The following is a 22,370-nucleotide window of genomic DNA, read 5'->3' as shown; positions in this document are numbered from 1 at the left end:
ATCGCCGGTCCGAGACCGGCATCAGCGTCTGTATGATGCTCCGAGCGTTCCGTTATCTGTCCTGGGGTGTGCCCGTGATCGACCTGCTCCGTTTCCATATTCGCCATTGCCTGCTGCTGTGCTGCCTGAGCCTCGGTCTGGTGCTCGCCCTGCCCGCACAGGCGGCGTTGCCCGGGCCGCTGGCCGGGGTTGCCGGTGGCGGTGAGAAGGTCAGTGAAGCGCAACTGCAGCAGTCGCTGGATCAGGTCATCAAGACCCTGGAGAACGATCAGCAGCGCGCCGACCTGCTGAAAAAGCTCAAGCAGTTGCGCGATGCCAGCAAGAAGAGCACGGAGGAGCAGGGCGGGGTGCTCGGCCTGATCGGCGACACCCTGGGCAGCCTGGAGAAGCAGTTCGAGGGGGCCAATAGCCCGGTGGTGCGCTGGAGCGATCTGTTCCGGCAGGCGCGCGTCGAAATGGAAACGCGTACGCCGTCATGGCAGGAATGGCCGGGGATGGTCCTCGACTTCTCCGCGGTCATTGTTCTCTGGGCCTGCGTGGCGCTTGGCCTGCGCTGGCTGGCGGGGCGCATGCAGACGCGCTTCGGGTTGGCCAATGAACTGCCACAGCACCCCAAGACCCGCGATCTGTTGCTCTTCGCCCTGCGCAAGCTCGGCCCCTGGCTGGTGGCATTCCTGATCACGGTATATCTGTCGGTGGTGCTGCCCAGTTCGTTGGGCAAGCTGGTGGCGATGGTGATCGCCTACGTGCTGGTATGCGGCACTCTGTTCTCCGCCCTGTGCGTGATTTCCCTGTCGTTGCTCAGCGGCCCGCACCGCACGCGAGCGCTGGATATTCTGCGGCGTCGTGCCTTCCGGCCGTTGTGGCTGATCGGCAGCCTGGCGTCGCTGGGGGAGGTGATGCACGACCCGCGTGTGATCGAGAGCCTCGGACAGAGCATCGCGCTGTGCGTGGGCTCGCTGGCGAATATCTTTGCGGCGCTGTTCACTGCGCTGTTCGTGCTGCAGTTCCGCCGTCCGGTCGCCCACCTGATCCGCAACCAGCCGCTGGAGCGACGCCTCAAGCGGCGTGGCCTGCACGAGCTGGTCGAGCTGGTCGGCTCGCTGTGGTTCCTGCCGGTGCTGGTGCTGGTGGGGATTTCACTGTTCGCCACCGTGGTCACCGCGGGCGACAGCACCTACGCGCTGCGCCGCGCACTGCTGTGCGCCCTGATCGCGGTGGTCGCGATGACCATCAATGGCCTCATCCGCCGGACTCACCTGCGCTCTTCACGTCACGGCCTGCGCCGCAGCGCACCTTACGTGGAACAGTTGCAGAGTTTCGGCTACACCCTGCTGCACATCGCCAACCTGCTGGTGTTCCTGGAAATCGGCCTGCGCGTGTGGGGCATGTCGCTGATCGCCTTCGCCGAGGGTGATGGTTCGGCGATCAGCCTCAAGCTGATCAGCTTCGGCACCACCCTGCTGGTGGCCTGGCTGGTGTGGATCCTCGCCGACACGGCGGTTCAGCACAGCCTCGGCCTGGGCGGCAAGAACCGCAACAACACCCGTGCGCTGACCATGCTGCCGCTGATCCGCAACGTGCTGTTCGTGACCATAGCGGTGATCGCGCTGATCGTCGCCCTGGCCAACATGGGCATGAACGTCACACCGCTGCTCGCCGGTGCCGGCGTGATCGGCCTGGCCATCGGCTTCGGTGCGCAATCGCTGGTGGCGGACCTGATCACCGGCCTTTTCATCATCATCGAGGATTCGCTTTCCATCGACGACTATGTGGATGTCGGCGGCCACCTCGGTACCGTCGAGGGCCTGACCATCCGCACCGTGCGCCTGCGCGACCTGGATGGCGTGGTGCACACCATCCCGTTCAGCGAGATCAAGAGCATCAAGAACTACTCACGCGAGTTCGGTTACGCGATGTTCCGCTGGCCGGTGCCGGCCAGCATGCCGATCGACGATGCGGTGGCGCTGGTCCATGAAGTCACCCGCGACCTGCGCGGAGACCGCAATATCAACCGAGCCATGTGGTCGGCGCTGGAGATGCAGGGTGTCGAGAGCTTCGACAACGGCCAGGCGATCTTGCGTTTCCGTTTGAAGACGGCGCCGATTCGCCAGTGGGAAGTGCAGCGCGCATTCAACCTGCGCCTGCGCCAGAAGCTGGACAAGGCGGGGCTGGAACTGTCGATGCCGCGCCTTAACGTGCAGCTTTCGCGCATGCGCACGGGGCGGCACGAGGACGACCGGGAGCGCGGCGAGCCGGCAGACGGCGGAGTCTAGGGGCCGCGCCGCTACAACCTCATGGCGACTTCAGCGCCCGGCAGGTGCGGCGCAGGTCGCGGTCATCAATGCTTTCGCAATCCGCGGCGGTGCCGTTGGTCATGGCCCGGCAGGTGCGGCGCATGTCGCGATCATCGATGCTTTCGCAGTCGCCAGGGTTGTTGGTGACGATGGCCTGGCACTGCCGGCTGGTGTCGCGATCGTGGATATCGCTGCAGTCGGTTCGGCCGTTGTCCGGTGCGACTTTCGCCTCGCAGTAACGCCGCAGATCGCGATCGCCGATGCTGTTGCAGTCGGAGACGGTGCCGTTCTTCACCGCCTCGCACATGCGCCGCATGTCGCGGTCGTGCACGTCGTTGCAGTCAGTCAGGGCATAGGCGGGCAGAGCGAGGAAGAGCAGGGGGAGAAGCCAGGTGGGCGAGCGCATGGGAAGTCCTTTCCTTCGGTAGCTGTCGCTCGGACTCTAGCCGCTGGCACGATCCTCGGGCAATAAAAAAGGCCTCCCGCAGGAGGCCTTAATGGTGCCGCTATTTATAGGTATTCGTGGATCAGACGCTGTAGTACAGGTCGTATTCCAGCGGGTGCACGAAGGTGCGCACCTTGATTTCTTCTTCCGACTTCAGCTCGATGTAGGCATCGATGAACTCGTCGGTGAACACGCCGCCCTTGGTCAGGAACGCGCGGCCCTTGTCAAGTTCTTCCAGCGCTTCTTTCAGGCTGCCGCAAACCTGCGGGATTTCCTTCGCCTCTTCCGGCGGCAGGTCGTACAGGTTCTTGTCGGCGGCATCGCCGGGGTGAATCTTGTTCTGGATGCCGTCCAGGCCAGCCATCAGCAGTGCGGCGAAGCACAGGTAGGGGTTGGCAGCCGGGTCCGGGAAGCGCGCTTCGATACGGCGGGCTTTGGGGCTGGATACGTACGGGATACGGATCGAGGCGGAACGGTTGCGAGCCGAGTAGGCCAGCATCACCGGAGCTTCGAAGCCCGGAACCAGACGCTTGTAGGAGTTGGTGGCCGGGTTGGTGAAGCCGTTCAGGGCCTTGCCGTGCTTGATGATGCCGCCGATGAAGTACAGGGCGGTGTCGGACAGGCCGGCATAGCCTTCGCCAGCGAAGGTGTTCTTGCCATCCTTGGAGATGGACATGTGCACGTGCATGCCCGAGCCGTTGTCGCCATACAGGGGCTTGGGCATGAAGGTCACGGTCTTGCCGTAGGCGTCGGCCACGTTGTGGATGCAGTACTTCAGGGTCTGCACTTCGTCAGCCTTGGCAACGAGGGTGTTGAACTTCACACCGATCTCGTTCTGGCCGGCGGTGGCCACTTCGTGGTGGTGAACTTCCACGGTCAGGCCCATTTCTTCCAGGGCATTACACATGGCGGTACGGATTTCGTGGTCGTGGTCGACCGGCGGTACCGGGAAGTAGCCGCCTTTAACGCCCGGACGGTGACCTTTGTTGCCGGTCTCGATGTCGGCGTCGGTGTTCCAGGAAGCCTGCTCGGAGAAGATCTTGAACATCGAGCCGGAGATGTCGGACTTGAACTTCACTTCGTCGAAGATGAAGAACTCCGGCTCCGGGCCAACGAATACGGTGTCGCCGATACCGGTGGACTTCAGGTATTCCTCGGCGCGCTTGGCGATGTTGCGCGGGTCGCGCTCGTAGCCTTGCATGGTGCTCGGCTCGATGATGTCGCAGACCAGGATCAGGGTCGGCTCTTCGGTGAACGGATCGAGCACGGCGGTGCTGTCGTCCGGGAGCAGGATCATGTCGGAGGCTTCGATGCCTTTCCAGCCGGCGATGGAGGAACCGTCGAACATCTTGCCAGCTTCGAAGAAGTCATCGTCCAGGGCGTCGCGGGCCGGCATGGTGACGTGCTGCTGCTTGCCTTTGGTGTCGGTGAAGCGCAGGTCAACCCACTTCACATCGTGGTCTTTGATCAGTTGTTGCGACTTGTACGCCATGCTGTCCTCCAGGAGGGTTTGAGTCTGAGGGTTCGTACCCCAGTAACGGATGATGCCGGGCGTGAATACTCAGCCAGGGCAACCTGCCTCACAAGGGAGCAAGTTGCGTGCCAGTGCCCGCAAACGTGCAGAAGCCCGTAAATCAGGGCCTTCGGCGCGCATGACAGGGAATTGCACGGCAATTGTGCACCGTTTCGGTGCTTGGTCATGGTGCACTCGTCCACTTTGGTGCACTCGAAAGAATCTCGCCGAAATCTGCTCAAGTCTTGAGCAATTTCAGATATAATCTTGCCCCTTTTTTTCTCTCCAATGGCTTTCGCCCGGTTCGCATGAAACTCATCGTCAAGGTCTTCCAGGAAATCACCATCAAGAGCAGGCCGGTGCGCAAGCGCTTCATCCGCCAGCTGGCGAAGAATATTCGCACGGTGCTCCGCGACCTCGATCCCGAACTGCTGGTCGAAGGCGAGTGGGACAACCTCGAGGTCGAGACCCGGGTTGCCGATCCCAAGGTCCTGCGCGAAATGATCGAGCGCCTGACCTGTACGCCGGGCATCGGCCACTTCCTGGAGGTGCACGAGTACCCGCTGGGGGACTTCGACGACATCCTGGAGAAGTGCAAGACCCACTTCGGCGACAAGCTGCCGGGCAAGGTCTTCTCCATGCGCTGCAAGCGCGCCGGCAAGCATCCCTTTACCTCCATCGACGTCGAGCGCTACGTCGGCGGTGGCCTGCGCCAGCACTGCGGCGCGGCCGGTGTGTCGCTGAAGAACCCGGAAGTGGAAGTGCGCATCGAAATCCGCCATGACCGCCTCTACGTGATCCACGCCCAGCATCCGGGCCTGGGCGGCTATCCTCTGGGGGCTCTGGAGCAGGTGCTGGTGCTGATGTCCGGTGGTTTCGACTCCACCGTGGCGGCCTACCAGATGATGCGCCGCGGCATGATCAGCCACTTCGTCTTCTTCAACCTCGGTGGCCGCGCCCATGAGTTGGGCGTGATGGAAGTGGCCCACTACCTGTGGGAGAAGTTCGGTCGTTCCCAGCGTGTGCTGTTCGTCAGCGTGCCGTTCGAGGAAGTGGTCGGCGAGATTCTCACCAAGGTCGACGACAGCTACATGGGCGTGACGCTCAAGCGCATGATGCTGCGCGCCGCCAGCCGCGTGGCCGAGCGCCTGGAGCTCAACGCGCTGGTGACCGGCGAGGCGATTTCCCAGGTTTCCAGCCAGACCCTGCCGAATCTCTCGGTGATCGACCGGGTGACCGACACCCTGGTCCTGCGCCCGCTGATCGTCAGCCACAAGCAGGACATCATCGACACCGCGACGAAGATCGGCACCGCCGAGTTCGCCAAGCACATGCCCGAGTACTGCGGCGTGATCTCGGTGAACCCGACTACCCAGGCCAAGCCTTACCGCGTCGATCACGAAGAATCCAAGTTCGACATGGCCGTGCTGGACCGCGCCCTGGAGCGCTCCACCCAGATGACCGTCGATCGTGTGATCGACGAACTGGGCAAGGACCTGCCGGTGGAAATGGTCGGCGAAGTGCTGCCGGGGCAGATCGTGGTCGACATCCGGCACCCGGATGCCCAGGACGATGAACCGCTGGAACTGGAAGGCATCGAAGTGCTGCCCATGCCGTTCTACGCGATCAACAGCAAGTTCAAGGAACTGGACCCCAACCGCCAGTACCTCCTGTATTGCGACAAGGGTGTGATGAGTCGCCTGCACGCTCACCACCTGGTCAACGAAGGACACACCAATGTGCGTGTTTACCGTCCGGAATAAAGGTGCGGATCAACGCCGCCAGCCCGGACTGTTCGGCGGCAGCATCCGCCATCGACCACCCGACACATTCGGTGCGTAGGCTCGCGCCCCGACCCTTTGCACCGCCGCGCCAAGGCCCGGCCCCCGCTGCCCGACGGCAGCCGAAGATTCACTATCGAGACTGACACTGTGATCGAAAAACTGCGCAATATCGCCATCATCGCCCACGTCGACCATGGCAAGACCACCCTCGTCGACAAGCTGCTGAAGCTGTCCGGCACCCTCGACCGCAAAGAAGCGGAAAACGAGCGCGTGATGGACTCCAACGACCAGGAAAAGGAGCGTGGCATCACCATTCTGGCGAAGAACACCGCCATCAAATGGAATGACTACAACATCAACATCGTAGACACCCCCGGCCACGCCGACTTCGGCGGCGAGGTAGAGCGCGTGATGTCGATGGTGGACTCCGTGCTGCTGGTGGTCGACGCCCAGGACGGCCCCATGCCGCAGACCCGCTTCGTGACCCAGAAGGCCTTCAAGGCCGGTCTGCGTCCGATCGTGGTGGTGAACAAGATCGACCGTCCGGGCGCGCGCCCTGACTGGGTGATCGACCAGATCTTCGACCTGTTCGACAACCTGGGCGCCACCGACGAGCAACTGGACTTCCCGATCGTCTACGCCAGTGCCCTGAACGGCATCGCCGGCATGGACCACGAGAAGATGGACGACAACATGGACGCGCTGTTCCAGGCGATCATCGACCACGTACCGGTTCCCCAGGTCGACGTCGACGGTCCGTTCCAGATGCAGATCTCCCAGCTGGACTACAACAGCTTCCTCGGCGTAATCGGGATCGGTCGTATCGCCCGCGGCAAGGTCAAGACCAACACCCCGGTGGTCGCTATCAGCGACGACGGCACCAAGCGCAACGGCCGTATCCTCAAGATCATGGGTCACTCCGGCCTGCAGCGCGTTGAAGTTGCCGAAGCCGAAGCCGGCGACATCGTCTGCGTTTCGGGCATGGACGAGCTGTTCATCTCCGACACCCTGTGCGACCCGCAGCACGTCGAGGCCCGCCCGCCGCTGACCGTCGACCAGCCGACCGTGAGCATGACCTTCCAGGTTAACGACTCGCCGTTCGCCGGCCGCGAAGGCAAGTTCGTCACTAGCCGCAACATCAAGGAGCGTCTGGACAAGGAACTGCTGCACAACGTGGCGCTGCGCGTCGAGCAGGGCGATTCCCCGGAGAAGTTCAAGGTTTCCGGCCGTGGTGAGCTGCACCTGTCGGTTCTGATCGAAACCATGCGCCGTGAAGGCTTCGAGCTGGCCGTGGGCCGCCCGGAAGTGGTGATCATCGAGAACGCCGACGGCGAGAAGCAGGAGCCGTATGAGAACGTCACCATCGACATCGAGGAACAGCATCAGGGTCCGGTGATGGAGCAGATGGGTCTGCGCAAGGGCGACATGACCAACATGATCCCCGACGGCAAGGGCCGTATCCGCCTGGAATACGTGATCCCGGCTCGCGGCCTGATCGGCTTCCGTAACGCCTTCCTGACCATGACCTCGGGCACTGGCATCCTGACTTCGACCTTCGACCACTACGGTCCGATCAAGGCCGGCGACGTTGCCCACCGCCTGAACGGCGTGCTGGTCTCCATGGCCACCGGCACCGCGCTGACCTACTCCCTGGAAACCCTGCAGGACCGCGGCAAGCTGTTCCTGTCTCCGGGCGACGAGGTCTATGAGGGCCAGCTGGCCGGCATCCACAGCCGCGACAACGACCTGGTGATCAACCCCACCAAGGCCAAGAAGCTCGACAACATGCGTGCTTCGGGCAAGGACGAAACCATCCAGCTGACCCCGGCGCTGAAGTTCACCCTGGAACAGGCTCTGGAGTTCATCGACGACGACGAGCTGGTGGAAGTGACTCCGAAGTCCATCCGTCTGCGCAAGAAGCTGCTGAACGAGAACGACCGCAAGCGCTACGAGCGCGCCAAGGTCTGATTCGATCGGTCGCATGAAGAAGCCGGGCATTAGCCCGGCTTCTTCGTTTTCGGAAATGGAAAACGGCAGGCTGTGTCCGAAGTTCCTCATTATTCGTCAGAGTATTCGTGCCTGTGAGATCGGACAGTGCCTTATTGAGCCCTGTCGATATACTCGGTTGCCAGGCAGGGCCCGTCAGGGCCGGGATGGATTCGTACAGATCATCAAGGATTCGAACGCATGCAATGGATCTTCATGCTGGTCGGTCTCGTCATCGGTGCCGCCGCAGGCGAGTCGATCACCGGCGCGGTACTGGGCGCGGCTCTCGGCCTTGCGCTGGGGCAGGCCATCGGTCTGCACATGGTGCAGCAGCAGAATGCGGCGCTGCGCAAGGAACTGAAGGCGTTCTCTGCGCGCTTCGAGCAAGGCACCCAGGCGCTCTACGAGCGGCTGCTGCAGGTCGAGCGCCGTTCCACGGAGACGCCGCCCTCCGTCCCGCCTGACATTCCCGTCACGCCGACAGCCACCAGCGCCCCGCCGCCACGGGCTGCCGAAGGCGATGTGTCCGCCCTGGACTGGGATATCGAGCTGCCCGCTCCTGCACCACCGCCCGCTACCGCTGCCGAACCAACCATCGAGTGGTCCGATCTCGCCCTCGAACCTCTGGAAACCCGTCCGGCGCAGGCCGAACAGGCCGAGCCCGCAACCGAGCCGCCGATCACCCCCAGCGTGCCGCCGGCGCCGCCGCGCAAGCCGCCGGCTCCGTCTCTGTTCGAGCGAGCCTTCGCCGCCGCGCGTGGCTGGCTGTTCGGTGGTAATACCGTCCTGCGGGTCGGAGTGGTGCTGCTGTTCCTGGGGCTGGCATTCCTGCTGCGCTACGCCACCGAAGGCATGACCATGCCGCCACAGGGGCCCTACATCGGTACCGCTGCGGCGGCACTGGTGCTGCTCGGCCTGGGCTGGTGGCTGCGCCATCGGCGCACGGCCTATGCGCTGATCCTGCAGGGCACTGGTATCGCGGTGCTCTACCTGACGGTGTTCGCCGGCATCAAGCTGTACCCGGCGATGAACCACGGCGAAGTGCTGATCGATCCGAGCGCGGGTTTCATCCTGCTGGTGGCGGTCACGCTGTTTTCAGCGATTCTGGCGATTCTCCAGGATGCCCTGGGCCTCGCTGCCGCCGCCGCTCTGGGCGGCTTCGCCGCGCCGATTCTGGCGTCGTCCGGCGGCGGTAACCACGTTGCGCTGTTCAGCTATTTCGCCCTGCTCAACGCCGGCATCTTCGCCATCGCCTGGTTCAAGGCGTGGCGGATGCTCAATCTGATCGGCTTCTTCGGCACCTTCGGCATCGGCCTTGCCTGGGGGCTGCGTTCCTACATTCCGGAACTGTTCGCCAGCACCGAGCCGTTCCTGATCCTGTTCTTCCTCACCTACGTCGCCATCGGCCTGCTGTTCGCCCGCCGCCGTCTGCGCGAAGCGACCGGTACGCCCCGCGACGACACGCGCGAAGCACTACTGCGCTGGTCAGCGCGGCAGACCGACTACGTCGACGGCACCGTACTGTTCGGCACACCGCTAGTCGGCTTCGGTCTGCAGTACGCGGTGATCCGCCATCTGGAGTTCGGCCCCGCGTTCAGCGCATTGGCAATCGGCCTGTTCTACATGATTCTTGCGCGCCTGCTGGCTGGCCGTACTGCCGGCAGAGCTCTGCTGCTGGTGGAAACGTGCCTGGCGCTGGGGGTGGTGTTCGGCACCCTGGCGATTCCGCTGGGTCTCGATGCTCGCTGGACGTCTGCCGCCTGGGCGGTGGAGGGTGCCGGCATCTACTGGCTCGGCCTGCGCCAGCAGCGGCCGCTGGCGCGCATCTTCGCGCTGCTGTTGCAGGCGGGTGCGGCGCTGGCGTTCCTCGCCGGCCTGCGCATCGACCCGCAGTCCGTCCACCTGCTCGAAGGTGCGCCGCTGGGCGCATTGATGCTCGGCGCGGCGCTGCTGTTCAGCTTCTGGAATCTGCGGCGTACCGAGGCGCAGACGCTGCGCGGCTGGGAGCCGACATGCCGCCCGGTGCTGGCGGCGTTCGGCCTGGCCTTCCTCTATCTCATCGCGCCGCTGTGCCTGGGTGTCGAAGGGACGGTCATCGTCTGGTCGCTGGCCGGGCTGGCGACCCTGTTCGCCGGTCTGCGCCTGCGCTCGCGTACCTTCCTGGCGTGCGCTTTCGCGGTGCAGTTGCTGGGCGGTGTGGTGTTCCTGCTGAACCTGCACGGCGCCGAAGCCGGAGGCAGCGTGCTCGGTTCCGGCTGGCGCGGACTGGTGACCGCCTCGCTGGTGGGACTGGCGCTGATCGCCGGCATGCTCATCGCCGCGCGCGATTCGATGGTGCGCGATGATCGCCGGCTGATGCTGGGCCTCACCGTGGTCCTGCTGCTGGGGCTGGTCTTCGTCAACCTCGCCGTGCTCTTCGTGCTGCCGTGGCGTACCGCGGCGGCGGTGTGGGGTGGCAGCGGCCTGCTTATCCTCTGGTTGAGCCTGCAGTTGCAGCAGCGTACTGCGTTCATCTTCGGCCTGGCGCTGCAGGTGATCGGTGCCGGCGCCTTCCTGTTGGGCGGTTCGACACTGTTTGGCGACCTGCCCGGCGAGGGTTTGAAGCCGCTGGCGCACATGGGTTTCTGGACGCCGGCGGTGCTGGCGTTGGCCGCCCTGGCCGGTGCCTGGCGACTGCACCGCGCCAGCGCCCGGGAGCGCACGCTGGCCGTGGGCGGGCTTGACCTGGAGCGCTTGTCGCAACTGTTGCTGGTATGGGGCGCCGGCTGGTGGGCGCTGACCGCGGTGTGGGAGATCGCACGCTTCGTCCCGGCCGGTCTGCGCGAGCACGTGGCGCTGCTGGCGGCGGCGGTCAGCGTGGCGCTCTGGGCGCTGCTCGCCCTGCGCGAGCAGTGGCGCGCGCTGGCCTTGCTGTGCCTGGCCCTGCTGCCGCTGGCCATCGCCGCCCTGGCGAGTGCCTGGAGCCTGGAATACCACCCGTTGGCGCAACTGGGTTGGCTGGGCTGGACGGCAGTGTTCGCGGTGCACCTGCTGGCGATGCGTCGGCTCGATTCGCTGCTGCCCTCCATTGCCGTGCGAGCGGCGCATGTCCTGGGCTGCTGGTTGATTCTCGGCGTGCTGGCGCTGGAGTTGCGCTACCTGTTCTTCGCCCTGGCCGAGCACTACAACGCCTGGCGCTGGCTGGGCTGGGCGCTGGTGCCGAGCCTCTACCTGATCCTGATGGGCGGCGTCCCGCGCCTGCCCTGGCCGGTGGCGGCCTATACGCGCGAGTACCGTGCCATCGCGGCCGTGCCGGTGGCGGCGGTCCTGCTCGGCTGGTTCTGGCTGGTCAACCTGTTCAGCGACGGCTCGGCCGAACCGCTGCCGTACCTGCCGCTGCTCAACCCGCTGGAGCTGGGCATGCTGATCGTGCTGGCGGCGATCTTCCAGTGGACGCGCCTGGGCCTGCCGCAGTTGGGCTTGCCGGAGAACCGTCTGCGCCTGCCGGTGCAGGCGGTGCTGGGAGCTTCGCTGTTCGCCCTGCTAACCCTGGCGGTCTGCCGTACCGCGCACCATTGGGGCGGCGTGCCGTTCGAGCTCGACTCGCTGCGCGACTCGATGCTGGTGCAGGCCGGGTTGTCCATCGTCTGGGCGCTGATCGCGCTGGGGCTGATGATCGCCGGCCATTTGCGCGGACGCCGGGATTTCTGGCTGGTTGGCGTAGTCCTGCTGGTGGTCGTGGTGATCAAGCTGCTCCTCGTCGACCGCAGCAACAGCGGTGGGCTGGAGCGCATTATTTCCTTCATCGGCGTCGGCGTGCTCATGCTGATCGTCGGCTATTTCGCGCCGATGCCACCCCGTCGGCCGGCCACCGAATCGGAACAGGAGCAACCTTCCGCATGAAGCTGAACCCCCTAGCCCTGCTGGCTGGATGCCTGCTCTCCGGCCTTGCGGTCGCCTCGCCAACACCGGCGGACTTCGCCAGCCGGGTGCCACTGGAGGTCTCCGGCAACGGTCCGTGGTATCGCCTGCAACTGCCCATCGACGTGCTCTTCGCCGCCCGCAATGGCGACCTGCGCGACCTGCGGGTGTTCAATGCCGACGGCGAGGCGCTGCCCTACAGCCTGCGCACGACCTCCGCCAGCGAGAAGCTGGTGCGCAGCGAGGTGCAGGCGCGCATCTTCCCGCTGCGGGGGCGCAGTGGCAGTGCTGCGGCGGATAGCGTGAAAGTGGTGCGCAGCACCGCGGGCACCATTCTGGAAATCACCCCGGCTGCGCCTGCGCCAGACAAGCAGGAAGTCCTGCGTGGCTGGTTGCTGGAAACCGGCGCGGGTGACCTGCCGCTGGATCGCCTGCAACTCGACTGGACGGCTGATGCCGATGGCTTCCAGCGTCTGCGCATCGAGGCCAGTGACGATCTGGAACACTGGCGCTCGCTGGGCGAGGGGCAATTGGCGCGGCTGGATTTCAACGGCCAGCGCATCGAGCAGAACGACATTGCGTTGCCTGGCGAGTCGGCGCGCTACCTGCGCCTGTGGTGGGAGTCGCCGGAACAGGCCGCGCAACTGGTTGGCGCGACCCTGAGCGGCAGCCGCAGCAGCACCGGCCCGATTCCGATGCTGTGGTCGGAGCCGCTGGCGGCCAAGGCTGGCGCACAGGGCGAATTCAGTTGGAGTCTGCCGCTGGCGCTGCCGGTGGAGCGGGTGCGGATTCCGCTGGAGCAGGCGAACACGCTGGCGCCGGTGATGCTCTCCGGCCGCCGCGACGGCAATGTGCAGTGGACGCCGCTGGCCCGCGGCGTGCTCTATCGCCTGCCGGGAGAGGGCGGTGAGATCACCCAGGAGGAACTGACGCTGCCGGGTACGGCGGTCAGCCAGTTGCGCCTGCAGCCGGACTCCCGTGGCGGCGGGCTGGGTGGTTTGACGGCGAACCTCAGCGTGGGCGTGCGTGCCACCGAGGTGGTGTTCCTCGCGCGGGGTGGCGAGCCCTATCAACTGGCGATTGGCAGCACCGCGGTCGCCGATGGCAGCCTGCCGCTGGGCACCCTGGTGCCCGGCTTCGACGCCAAGCGCCTTTCGGGTATGGGCGAAGCGCGCCTCAAGGGCGCGCTACAGACGCGGAACGCGGCTGCTCCCACGGTGGAGGCGAAGTCCGATGGGCGCTGGAAACGCTACGGCCTTTGGGCGCTACTGCTGGCCGGTGTTGCCCTGCTGGGGCTGATGGCGGTGAGTCTGCTGCGCGGCGATCGGCAGCAGGGTTGACCGGTTTCACGAACATGGCGGCAGGATAGGGGTGCTGCGCGGGCAAACTCTGCTACTGTCATGGCGTTCTGACCACCCAATAAAAACAAGCACGGAGTAGCAGAATGATCAGACAGGCGCTCACCCCGCTGGCGGCGGCTTGCGTACTGGCAATTGCTTCGCAGGCTGCGGCGGCCCCCTCGCCCTATTCGACAATGGTTGTGTTCGGCGACAGCCTGAGCGACTCGGGCCAGTTCCCCGACGCCGGTGGTCCGGCCGGCGCGACCACGCGCTTCACCAATCGCATCGGCCCGACCTACCTGGACGGCAGCGGCGAGGTTTTCGGCCCGACGGCGCCGATGCTTCTCGGCAGCAAGCTGGGCATCGCCTCCAGCGACCTCAATCCCTCTACCTCACTGGTCGCCGGTACACAGGACGGCAACAACTGGGCAGTGGGTGGCTACCGTACCGACCAGATATACGACTCCATCACCGCGCCGGGCGGCTCGGTGGTCAGCGCCAGCGGCAGTACCCGCAGCCGTGACGGATATCTGGTAGGGCGCCGTGCCGACCCGAACGCGCTCTATTACCTCACTGGCGGCGGCAACGACTTCCTTCAGGGGAAAATCCTCGACGCGGCCAGCGCCGGTGCTGCTGCCGGGCGCCTGGTGGACAGCGTCCAGGCTCTGAATCACGCCGGTGCGCGCTACATTATGGTCTGGCTGCTGCCTGACCTGGGGCTGACTCCGGCTACCAACGGCACTGTGCTGCAGCCTTTCGGCACCCAGCTCAGCGGCATCTTCAACGAGCAACTGTCCACCCAACTGGCGGCGACCGGCGCCAACGTCATTCCGCTGAACATCCCGCTGATGTTCAAGGAAGTGCTGTCCGATCCAGGCGCCTTCGGCCTGGCTACCGGCACCAATCTGGTGGGCACCTGCTTCAGCGGCAACAGTTGCCCGGAGAACCCGCTCTACGGCCGCCACAGTGCGACGCCCGATCCGACCAAGCTGATCTTCAACGATGGCGTGCACCCGACCATCGCCGGCCAGCGCCTGATCGCCGATTACGCCTACTCGGTACTGTCGGCGCCGTGGGAAGTCTCGCTGCTGCCGGAAATGGCCATCGGCACCTACAACGCCTACCAGGACGAACTGCGCAGCCAGTGGCTGGCGGATTGGGGGAACTGGCAGAACGTCGGCCAGTGGCGCGGCTTCATCACCGGTGGCGGTCAGCATCTGGATTATGACGACCAGGACAGCGCTGCCGACGGCGATGGCTTCGGCTACAACCTGACCCTGGGTGGCAGCTACCGCATCGACGATGCCTGGCGCGTCGGCGCCGCCGCCGGCTTCTACCGGCAGAAGCTGGAGGCGGGCCCGGAAGACTCCGACTACAAGCTCAACAGCTATCTCGGCAGCCTGTTCGTGCAATACCAGCAGAACCGTTGGTGGGCGGATGCGTCGGTGACCGGTGGCTACCTCGACTACGACGACGCCAACCGCAAGTTCGCCATCATCGATCAGACCATCGAAGAGAAGGGCGACACCGACGGCAACTTGCTCGCCTTCAGCGGCCGCCTTGGCTACGACATCGCGCAGGGCGGTGAGAACTGGCACCTGTCGCCGTTCGTCAGCGCCGACTGGGCGCGGGTCAAGGTCGATGGCTACAGCGAGGATGGCGCCGAGTCGGCGTCGCTCGCCTACGATGAGCAGAATCGCTATTCCCGCCGTCTGGGTGTGGGCTTGCAGGGCAAGCTGGACCTGTCCAGTGAAACCCAGTTGTTCGGTGAGGTGGCAGTGGAACGCGAGTATGCCGACGACACCCAGAACATCGGCATGAACTTCACCAGCCTGCCGGCCAACGGCTTCACCCTGCAGGGCTACACCCCGCAGAGCCACCTGCAACGCCTGGCACTGGGCTTCTCGCAGAAGCTCACTCCAGAGCTGTCGTTGCGCGGCGGTTACAGCGCGCATCGCAGCGATGACGACCTGCAACAGGGTGTGAGCCTGGCGCTGAGCCTGGACTTCTGATCGGTACGGGAGGATGGGCAAGGCCTGGAGTCAGGCATTACCCATCTCTCCAGGTCTTTTCGCGAGGGATAAGAGGGGCGGCGGCGTACCTGAGGATACGACTTGCCGCCCTATCGTCTCTTCGAGGAAAGCTTGTGAGCGAACAGGACAAGGGCACCGATTGCCACCATGAACAGGCAGAACCCCAGGGTCTGACCTGTCGTCATCAGGCGCATGGTGTATTTGCCGGCGGGCAACTGCCTGCCAAGAAGTGCCAGGCGGAGAAACATCGAGGCTCCAAACAGGATGAAGCTCAACCCGGCGAACTTCGCCCAGACGGGGTCGTTTCTGCTTGGCAACAAAAGGTCGGGCGAGTCCTTGAGGACAAGCCAGACAGCCAGGAAGAACGGCGTCATGACAAATATGAAGTCCAGCACCTGCCTGTCTCCCTTTGCTCCACGAGAAATCCTTTGCCTTGCAAGCTGAGTCGGAGCCGCTAGCGCCATGATCGCCGCGCCGCCAGTCTTCGCGGAGTTATACCAGACCGGAGTCTGCGGAGGACGAACAAGCTGAAGGCGCGAGCCGCCGTCACTCCTGCGAGACGACAGCCCGTAATACCCCGCTGTTACCCCGCCAGGCCCTTGCGCTTTTAGACTGCCGGTCCGTTTCACGAGGATCCGCCATGACCTTCACCACCGAACTCCAGCCCGGCGTATGCATCGAGCCGGAAGCCGTCACCCAGGACTACGTGTTCAACCACACCATGCTGCGGGTGAAGAACCCGGAGCCATCGCTGGACTTCTACACCCGTGTACTCGGCATGCGCCTGCTGCGTCGCCTGGATTTCGAAGAGGGTCGCTTCTCCCTGTACTTCCTCGCCCACACCAGGGGCCGTGAAGTGCCCGAGGATACCGGCGAGCGCCAGCGCTACACCTTCGGCCGCGAATCTGTGCTGGAGCTGACCCACAACTGGGGAACCGAATCCGGCGACAGCCAGTACCACAACGGCAACAGCGAACCGCGCGGCTTCGGCCATATCTGCTTCAGCGTGCCGGACATCCAGGCCGCCTGCGCCCGTTTCGAGGCCCTGGGCGTACCGTTCATCAAGCCGCTGGAGCGCGGGATGAAGAACGTCGCCTTCATCGCCGACCCCGATGGCTACTGGGTGGAGATCGTCCAGGCCGACCTCAACGGCGAGATGGGACGCGGCTGAAGGTCGCGGCGCGCTGGACGCGGAAGGGAACTGCCCGTGGCTGGCGGCCTCCAAGCACTCGGTGGCGCTTGCGCACAGGAGGCGTCACGACGGATTCCACGCTAGAATGCGCCCTGATTTTTTCTACCTTCTCCCCTGGAGCCTTTCATGTCCCGCGTTACCCTCAGCCGCTATCTGATCGAGCAGACCCGCAGTCACAACACCCCGGCCGACCTGCGCTTCCTCGTCGAGGTGGTAGCGCGCGCCTGCAAGGAAATCAGCCATGCCGTCTCCAAGGGCGCCCTGGGTGGCGTACTGGGCAGCATGGGCACGGAGAACGTCCAGGGCGAAGTGCAGAAGAAGCTGGACGTGATCTCCAACGAAATCCTCCTGGAAGCCAACGAGTGGGCCGGCAACCTGGCCGGCATGGCGTCCGAGGAAATGGATCACCCCTACCAGATCCCGGGCAAGTACCCCAAGGGCGCCTACCTGCTGGTCTTCGATCCGCTGGATGGTTCCTCCAACATCGACGTCAACGTCTCGGTTGGCACCATCTTCTCCGTGCTGCGTTGCCCCACCGAGTACCTGAGCCAGAACGACAGCCTGCGTGAGGAAGCCTTCCTCCAGCCGGGCACCACCCAGGTTGCCGCGGGCTACGCCATCTATGGCCCGCAGACCATGCTGATCCTGACCCTGGGCAACGGAGTGAAGGGCTTCACCCTGGACCGCGAGCTGGGCAGTTTCGTGCTGACCCACGAGAACATCACCGTTCCCACCAGCACCGCCGAATTCGCCATCAACATGTCCAACGAGCGCCACTGGGAAGCCCCTGTGAAGCGCTACGTCAGCGAGCTGCTGGCTGGCAAGGAAGGCCCGCTGGGCAAGAACTACAACATGCGCTGGATCGCTTCGATGGTGGCCGATGTGCATCGCATCCTGACCCGTGGCGGCGTGTTCATGTACCCGCGCGACTCCCGCGAGCCCGAGAAGCCCGGCAAGCTGCGCCTGATGTACGAAGCCAACCCGATGTCCTTCATCATCGAACAGGCTGGCGGCGCTGCCACCAACGGCCATCAGCGCATCCTCGACATCCAGCCCGAGAACCTGCACCAGCGCGTCGCCGTGTTCCTCGGCTCCAAGGAAGAAGTCGAGCGCGCCACCGCCTACCACAAGGAAGGTTGATGGCCCCACGGGTCCAATGGCAGGCGTTGCTGGACTGGTGGTTCGGCAGCGCCCTCGACGCGCTCGAAGTCTCGAAGCAGCGCAACTCGCTGTGGTTCGGCAAGAGTGCCTGCCAGGACGTCGATACCGACAACCGGTTCGGCGGCCTGGTTCGCCAGGCGCTGGATGGTGCTCTCGACGATTGGGCCGGGACGCCGCAAAGCTGGCTGGCGCTGATCCTGCTGCTCGACCAGTTGCCGCGGATGATCTTCCGTGACACGCCGCGCGCCTATGCCGGTGACGCCCGTGCCCAGCGCCTGGTGCGCGAGGGCCTGGCGGCGGGGCTCGACCGCCAGTTGCCGCGCATCGAGCGGGTCTTCGTCTACCTGGTGTTGGAGCACGCCGAAGACATCGCCAGCCAGCATGAGGCCGTGCGCCTGTTCGGCGAGCTGCAAGCCGAATCCAGCGCTGCCGAGAAGGTTCTGTTCGCCGGTTTCCTCGCCTATGCCGAGAAGCACCGCGCAGTGATCGCCCGTTTCGGCCGCTTCCCCCATCGCAACGCCATCCTCGGCCGTGAGTCCAGCGACGAGGAAACGCAGTTCCTCACGGAACCCGGATCACGTTTCTGACTCCAACCCGGCGGCCGCAAAGGCGGCCCTGTGCCAAGCTGTTGGTCAGTCCCCCCAAAACAAGGAGTTGTCGATGTCTTTCCGCCGCCTCGCGCTCGTCGCATTCTGTGTCGCCCTGGCTGCCTGCAGCAAAGTGAACCAGGAGAACTATTCCAAGATCAAAACCGGCATGACCAAGGCCGAAGTCGAAAGCCTGCTCGGCAAGCCCACCGAGTGCTCTGGCGCGCTGGGCGTTTCCAGTTGTACCTGGGGCGACGAAAAGGCCTTCATCAGTATCCAGTACGCTGGCGACAAAGTGCTGCTGTTCTCCGCCCAGGGCCTGAAGTAAGCGCCTGGGAAGGCAGGCGGCCAAGGAGGCTTGAATGCGTAGATCCGTCATCTGGCTGGCTTGCCTCTTCGTGCTGGGCGGTTGCGCCGGCTCCACGCAACCGCCTCCGGGCACGGCGGAAGTCGATCTGCAGCGCTACCAGGGCACCTGGTACGAGCTGGCGCGCAAGCCGATGTTCTTCCAGCGTCATTGCGTGCAGTCCGAAGCCCATTACCGCCTCCAGCCCGATGCCAGTCTCGCGGTGACCAACCGCTGCCTGACCGCCGACGGCGAGTGGGAACAGGCCACTGGGCGCGCCGAGGCACAGGTGCCGGGCCGGACCGACAAGCTCTGGGTGCGCTTCGACAACACCTTTACGCGGATTTTCCCCGGCCTGGCCAAGGGGGATTACTGGGTGCTTTACATCGATGACGGTTACCAGACAGCGCTGGTAGGCAACCCGAATCGTGAATATCTCTGGCTGCTCTCGCGTCAGCCGGTGGTGCCGGATGCGGTCCGTGCCCACTTGCTGGAGCTGGCCCATGAGCGTGGTTACCGGACCGATGATCTGATCTGGCGGGCAAGCGAGACACCTGCCGCGCCGTAACGAAAAAACGCCCCTCGGGGCGTTTTTTCATGCTCGGCATTTCCAGAATCCACCGGCTGCCTCGACGTAGGGTGGGTGGAGCGCAGCGATACCATCGATGGCCGTGCGCAGGCTGCATGGCTATCGCTGCGCTCCACGCCATCCTGCAAAGGCGTTTGGGTCAGTCGAGCAGTTCGCGGAGGACCTGGGCGAAATCGCGGGCGCTCTGTTCTTCCAGCGCATGTCTGCCATCGCGCACACGCCATTGCCCGGCCACCATCACGTCACGTACCTGGCTATCACCGCCAGCGAACAGCCAGCGGTTGAGAATGGCGTCGCCGCTGGCCGTCTGCAGGTAGGGATTGCGGCCATCGAGCACCAGCAGATCGGCGCGCCGGCCGACCGCCAGAGTGCCGCATGGCTGGCCAAGGGCCTGTGCGCCGCCAGCGAGGGCGGCGTCGAACAGCGTGCGGCCAACCATCGGCTGGTCGGCACCGTAGAGACGGTTGCGGCGCTGGTCGCGCAGGCGCTGGCCGTATTCCAGCCAGCGCAGTTCCTCAACCACGCTGAGCGAGACGTGGCTATCCGAGCCGATACCGAAGCGGCCGCCCTGGGCGAGGTAGTCGACAGCCGGGAAGATACCGTCGCCAAGGTTCGCCTCGGTGGTCAGGCACAGGCCGGCAACAGCTCCGCTACGCGCCATTGCAGTCACTTCGTCGGCCTCGGCGTGGGTGGCGTGAACCAGGCACCAGCGCTCATCCACCGCTACGTTCTCATGCAGCCATTGCAGCGGGCGGCGACCGCTCCAGGCCAGGCAGTCGTCCACTTCCTTCTGCTGTTCGGCGATGTGGATGTGAACCGGACAGGCACTCTCATCGGCGTCCAGCACCGTAGCGATCTGCTGTGGAGTGACTGCGCGCAGGGAATGGAAGCACAGGCCGAGCGTCTGCTGCGGCTGTTTCGCCAGATGGGCACGCAGGCCGTCGATCAGCTTCAGATAATTCTCTGTTCCGTTGATGAAGCGCCGCTGGCCCTCGCTCGGCACCTGGCCACCGAAGCCGGCATGGGAGTAGAGCACCGGCAGCAGCGTCAGGCCGATACCGGCATCCGTTGCCGCCTGGCTTACGCGCAGGGCCAGTTCAGCGGGGTTGGCATAGGGCGTACCGTCGGTGTCGTGGTGGACATAGTGGAACTCCGCGACGCCGGTGTAGCCCGCCTTGAGCATCTCGATGTACAGCTGTCGGGCGATCACCTCGACCTGCTCGGGCGACAGGCGGCCGACCAGGCGGTACATCAGATCGCGCCATGTCCAGAAGCTGTCGTTGGGGTTGCCGGCGACTTCCGCCAGGCCCGCCATTGCGCGCTGGAAAGCGTGCGAATGCAGGTTTGGCATACCCGCCAGAACCGGCCCGGTGGCGCGCTCGGCGCCGTCCGCGCTGGCGTCCGGGGTGATCGCGGTGAACAGGCCGGCTGCGTCGATCTCGAAGCGGACGTTGCGCGCCCAGCCGGAGGGCAGCAGGGCGGATTCGGCGAACAGGACGGACATGCGCGGGTCCTCGCGGCGTACTCATGAATGAGCAGGTAAATTTGTATATACATATACAGACGTTTGTCGGCACCGTAAACTGCAAGGCGATCCGATGGTCGCCGGAGGACTTGTATGCACGGGTCGAATCCGGTACATGCCGGAGAAGCTGTTTAGGATCTGCCGCGCGTCGGCCGTAGGGCGTTGAAAGCGCTTCAGCCCCAGGCCTTCGCCCACCGTCGCCCAGACAAGGAGTTTCCCGTGCCCGCATCGTCTACGCCCAACCCGCCCACCGAGGGTTCGTCGCTCGCCGCGCAGATGGGGGAAATTCCCGCGCCGCTGTATGCCCGGGTCAAGCAGATGATCATCCAGCAGATTCAGTCCGGTACCTGGCCGCCGCACCATCGAGTGCCGTCCGAGGCTGAACTGGTCAATGAACTGGGCGTCAGCCGCATGACCATAAACCGCGCCCTGCGCGAACTGACCGCCGACGGCTTGCTGGTGCGGATGCAGGGCGTGGGCACTTTTGTCGCCGAGCCCAAAGGTCAGTCGGCGCTGTTCCAGGTGCAGAATATCGCCGAGGAAATCACCGCCCGCGGCCACAAGCACCACTGCGTGGTGATCAGCCTGGTGGAGGAACTGGCGACCGCCGAGCGCGCGCTGGCGCTGGATGTGCGCGAAGGGCAGCGCATCTTCCACTCGCTCATCGTGCACTATGAGAACGAAGTGCCGGTGCAGATCGAAGACCGCTACGTGAACGCCGCCGTGGCGCCGGACTATATGAAACAGGACTTCACCGGGCAGACACCCTTTGCCTACCTCACGCAGGTTGCGCCGCTGAGCGAAGGCGAGCACGTGGTCGAGGCGGTGCTGCCCAGCCCCGAGGAGTGCAAGCTGCTGTCCATTGACCGCCATGAGCCGTGCCTGCTGATTCGCCGGCGCACCTGGTCGGGACGCAACACTGTGACCAGCGCACGCCTGCTCTACCCGGGCTCGCGCTACCGCCTGGAAGGACGCTTCAGTTCATGACCGCCATCAAGCTGCTGCGCGCAGCCAGCTACCCGGCGATGCCGTGGAAGAACGGCGCAGGCACCACTCGCGAGATTGTCCGCGATGCCGGCGATGGCCTCGGAGGATTCGGCTGGCGGGTTTCCATCGCCGATGTCGGCGCACCCGGCCCGTTCTCTGCCTTCACCGGCTACCAGCGCATCATCAGTGTGCTGGAGGGCGAGGGCATGCGGCTGAACGTGGACGGCCTCGACTCCCGCGATCTGCGCGCCCAGGATGCCTTCGCCTTCGATGGTGCCAGTGCGGTGGAGTGCACTTTGCTCGGCGGTGCGATCCGCGACTTCAACCTGATCTACTCGCCGACCCGCTATCGCGCGCGGCTGCAATGGCAGAAGGTGGATGGCGTGGCGCATTTCTTCAGCAGCGCTTCGACGGTGCTGCTGTTCAGTGCAGGGGAGGGCCTCCATGTCAGCCTCGACGCCGCAGCGAGCGGCGTGCTGGGGTTGCATGACACGCTGGTCGCCGAGGGTGATGGGGCGTTGCGCGAGTGGCGGCTGACAGTGGCGGGAAGTGCAGATGTCTGCGTGATCGAACTCGAAGCACATTGAACAAGAAAGGGCGCCGAGAGGCGCCCTTTCCAATTGGGATCAGATGGGAGGCCGGGCGTGGAGCGAGGCGATACCCATCAATCACTGCGCGGCGATCC

The 22,370-nt window shown here is 64.8% G+C and carries 17 protein-coding genes; 13 read left to right on the top strand and 4 right to left on the bottom strand.

Annotation, left to right across the window (positions count from 1 at the left end; genetic code table 11):
• Positions 1-35 precede the first annotated feature (35 nt).
• Positions 36-2,276: a mechanosensitive ion channel family protein gene (locus OU419_RS26465; RefSeq protein WP_254476148.1), complete on the top strand. Its 2,241-nt coding sequence runs from the start codon at positions 36-38 to the stop codon at positions 2,274-2,276.
• Between the two features lie 19 nt (positions 2,277-2,295).
• On the opposite strand, the gene OU419_RS26460 is transcribed toward OU419_RS26465, so the two are convergent.
• Both OU419_RS26460 and glnA read right to left on the bottom strand, forming a co-directional pair.
• A complete protein-coding gene (locus tag OU419_RS26460) occupies positions 2,296-2,703 on the bottom strand; it encodes a hypothetical protein (protein ID WP_254476150.1) in 408 nt (135 codons plus the stop codon).
• A 121-nt stretch (positions 2,704-2,824) separates the two neighbouring features.
• A complete protein-coding gene (gene glnA / locus OU419_RS26455) occupies positions 2,825-4,234 on the bottom strand; it encodes a glutamate--ammonia ligase (RefSeq protein ID WP_254476152.1) in 1,410 nt (469 codons plus the stop codon).
• 329 nt (positions 4,235-4,563) lie between these two features.
• Here glnA and thiI point away from each other — a divergent pair, with 329 nt between their 5' ends.
• The 5 genes from thiI (at position 4,564) to estP (ending at position 15,277) form a co-directional block, all read left to right on the top strand.
• The gene (thiI, locus tag OU419_RS26450) at positions 4,564-6,018 is read left to right on the top strand and encodes a tRNA uracil 4-sulfurtransferase ThiI (protein ID WP_254476154.1); all 1,455 of its coding nucleotides are present in this window, start codon (positions 4,564-4,566) and stop codon (positions 6,016-6,018) included.
• Positions 6,019-6,186: 168 nt separating this feature from the next.
• Entirely contained in the window at positions 6,187-8,007 is a 1,821-nt protein-coding gene (typA, locus tag OU419_RS26445; protein ID WP_254476156.1) for a translational GTPase TypA, read from the top strand.
• 219 nt (positions 8,008-8,226) lie between these two features.
• Complete coding sequence (locus OU419_RS26440; protein ID WP_254476158.1) at positions 8,227-11,907, top strand: DUF2339 domain-containing protein; 3,681 nt, start codon at positions 8,227-8,229, stop codon at positions 11,905-11,907.
• On the top strand, positions 11,904-13,265 hold the full coding sequence (locus OU419_RS26435) for a DUF3999 domain-containing protein (protein ID WP_254476159.1): 1,362 nt from the start codon (positions 11,904-11,906) through the stop codon (positions 13,263-13,265). The genes OU419_RS26440 and OU419_RS26435 overlap by 4 nt, the downstream gene beginning before the upstream one ends.
• Before the next feature lie 104 nt (positions 13,266-13,369).
• On the top strand, positions 13,370-15,277 hold the full coding sequence (gene estP / locus OU419_RS26430) for an esterase EstP (protein WP_254476160.1): 1,908 nt from the start codon (positions 13,370-13,372) through the stop codon (positions 15,275-15,277).
• Between the two features lie 110 nt (positions 15,278-15,387).
• Here estP and OU419_RS26425 read toward each other — a convergent pair whose 3' ends face one another.
• Entirely contained in the window at positions 15,388-15,693 is a 306-nt protein-coding gene (locus tag OU419_RS26425) for a hypothetical protein (RefSeq protein WP_254476161.1), read from the bottom strand.
• A 245-nt stretch (positions 15,694-15,938) separates the two neighbouring features.
• Between OU419_RS26425 and gloA the strand changes: the two genes are divergently transcribed.
• The 5 genes from gloA (at position 15,939) to OU419_RS26400 (ending at position 19,152) form a co-directional block, all read left to right on the top strand.
• Complete coding sequence (gene gloA, locus OU419_RS26420) at positions 15,939-16,469, top strand: lactoylglutathione lyase (protein ID WP_254476163.1); 531 nt, start codon at positions 15,939-15,941, stop codon at positions 16,467-16,469.
• A 147-nt stretch (positions 16,470-16,616) separates the two neighbouring features.
• A complete protein-coding gene (locus tag OU419_RS26415; RefSeq protein WP_254476165.1) occupies positions 16,617-17,630 on the top strand; it encodes a class 1 fructose-bisphosphatase in 1,014 nt (337 codons plus the stop codon).
• Positions 17,630-18,238: a DUF924 family protein gene (locus tag OU419_RS26410; protein ID WP_254476166.1), complete on the top strand. Its 609-nt coding sequence runs from the start codon at positions 17,630-17,632 to the stop codon at positions 18,236-18,238. The genes OU419_RS26415 and OU419_RS26410 overlap by 1 nt, the downstream gene beginning before the upstream one ends.
• 73 nt (positions 18,239-18,311) lie before the next feature.
• Positions 18,312-18,566, top strand: coding sequence for an outer membrane protein assembly factor BamE domain-containing protein (gene bamE / locus OU419_RS26405; protein ID WP_254476168.1), 255 nt, complete (start codon positions 18,312-18,314; stop codon positions 18,564-18,566).
• Between the two features lie 34 nt (positions 18,567-18,600).
• A complete protein-coding gene (locus OU419_RS26400; RefSeq protein WP_254476170.1) occupies positions 18,601-19,152 on the top strand; it encodes a lipocalin family protein in 552 nt (183 codons plus the stop codon).
• Between the two features lie 160 nt (positions 19,153-19,312).
• On the opposite strand, the gene OU419_RS26395 is transcribed toward OU419_RS26400, so the two are convergent.
• Positions 19,313-20,677, bottom strand: coding sequence for a formimidoylglutamate deiminase (locus OU419_RS26395; RefSeq protein ID WP_254476172.1), 1,365 nt, complete (start codon positions 20,675-20,677; stop codon positions 19,313-19,315).
• A gap of 297 nt (positions 20,678-20,974) precedes the next feature.
• On the opposite strand from OU419_RS26395, the gene hutC reads away from it, so the two are divergent.
• Together hutC and OU419_RS26385 are read left to right on the top strand one after the other, a co-directional pair.
• On the top strand, positions 20,975-21,685 hold the full coding sequence (hutC, locus tag OU419_RS26390; protein WP_254476325.1) for a histidine utilization repressor: 711 nt from the start codon (positions 20,975-20,977) through the stop codon (positions 21,683-21,685).
• Complete coding sequence (locus OU419_RS26385; RefSeq protein WP_254476174.1) at positions 21,682-22,272, top strand: HutD/Ves family protein; 591 nt, start codon at positions 21,682-21,684, stop codon at positions 22,270-22,272. Before hutC ends, OU419_RS26385 begins: the two co-directional genes overlap by 4 nt.
• Positions 22,273-22,370 lie beyond the last annotated feature (98 nt).

Source organism: Pseudomonas triclosanedens (assembly GCF_026686735.1).
Classification (GTDB): domain Bacteria; phylum Pseudomonadota; class Gammaproteobacteria; order Pseudomonadales; family Pseudomonadaceae; genus Pseudomonas; species Pseudomonas triclosanedens.
This window is presented reverse-complemented; position numbering and strand designations above follow the sequence as displayed.

What these genes read in the sequence shown, in the direction of transcription:
- OU419_RS26465 (WP_254476148.1), top strand. Translation starts at nt 36, where the DNA reads ATGCTCCGAGCGTTCCGTTATCTGTCCTGGGGTGTGCCCGTGATCGAC.
- OU419_RS26460 (WP_254476150.1), bottom strand. Translation starts at nt 2,703, where the DNA reads ATGCGCTCGCCCACCTGGCTTCTCCCCCTGCTCTTCCTCGCTCTGCCC.
- glnA (WP_254476152.1), bottom strand. Translation starts at nt 4,234, where the DNA reads ATGGCGTACAAGTCGCAACAACTGATCAAAGACCACGATGTGAAGTGG.
- thiI (WP_254476154.1), top strand. Translation starts at nt 4,564, where the DNA reads ATGAAACTCATCGTCAAGGTCTTCCAGGAAATCACCATCAAGAGCAGG.
- OU419_RS26440 (WP_254476158.1), top strand. Translation starts at nt 8,227, where the DNA reads ATGCAATGGATCTTCATGCTGGTCGGTCTCGTCATCGGTGCCGCCGCA.
- OU419_RS26435 (WP_254476159.1), top strand. Translation starts at nt 11,904, where the DNA reads ATGAAGCTGAACCCCCTAGCCCTGCTGGCTGGATGCCTGCTCTCCGGC.
- estP (WP_254476160.1), top strand. Translation starts at nt 13,370, where the DNA reads ATGATCAGACAGGCGCTCACCCCGCTGGCGGCGGCTTGCGTACTGGCA.
- gloA (WP_254476163.1), top strand. Translation starts at nt 15,939, where the DNA reads ATGACCTTCACCACCGAACTCCAGCCCGGCGTATGCATCGAGCCGGAA.
- OU419_RS26415 (WP_254476165.1), top strand. Translation starts at nt 16,617, where the DNA reads ATGTCCCGCGTTACCCTCAGCCGCTATCTGATCGAGCAGACCCGCAGT.
- OU419_RS26410 (WP_254476166.1), top strand. Translation starts at nt 17,630, where the DNA reads ATGGCCCCACGGGTCCAATGGCAGGCGTTGCTGGACTGGTGGTTCGGC.
- bamE (WP_254476168.1), top strand. Translation starts at nt 18,312, where the DNA reads ATGTCTTTCCGCCGCCTCGCGCTCGTCGCATTCTGTGTCGCCCTGGCT.
- OU419_RS26400 (WP_254476170.1), top strand. Translation starts at nt 18,601, where the DNA reads ATGCGTAGATCCGTCATCTGGCTGGCTTGCCTCTTCGTGCTGGGCGGT.
- OU419_RS26395 (WP_254476172.1), bottom strand. Translation starts at nt 20,677, where the DNA reads ATGTCCGTCCTGTTCGCCGAATCCGCCCTGCTGCCCTCCGGCTGGGCG.
- hutC (WP_254476325.1), top strand. Translation starts at nt 20,975, where the DNA reads ATGGGGGAAATTCCCGCGCCGCTGTATGCCCGGGTCAAGCAGATGATC.
- OU419_RS26385 (WP_254476174.1), top strand. Translation starts at nt 21,682, where the DNA reads ATGACCGCCATCAAGCTGCTGCGCGCAGCCAGCTACCCGGCGATGCCG.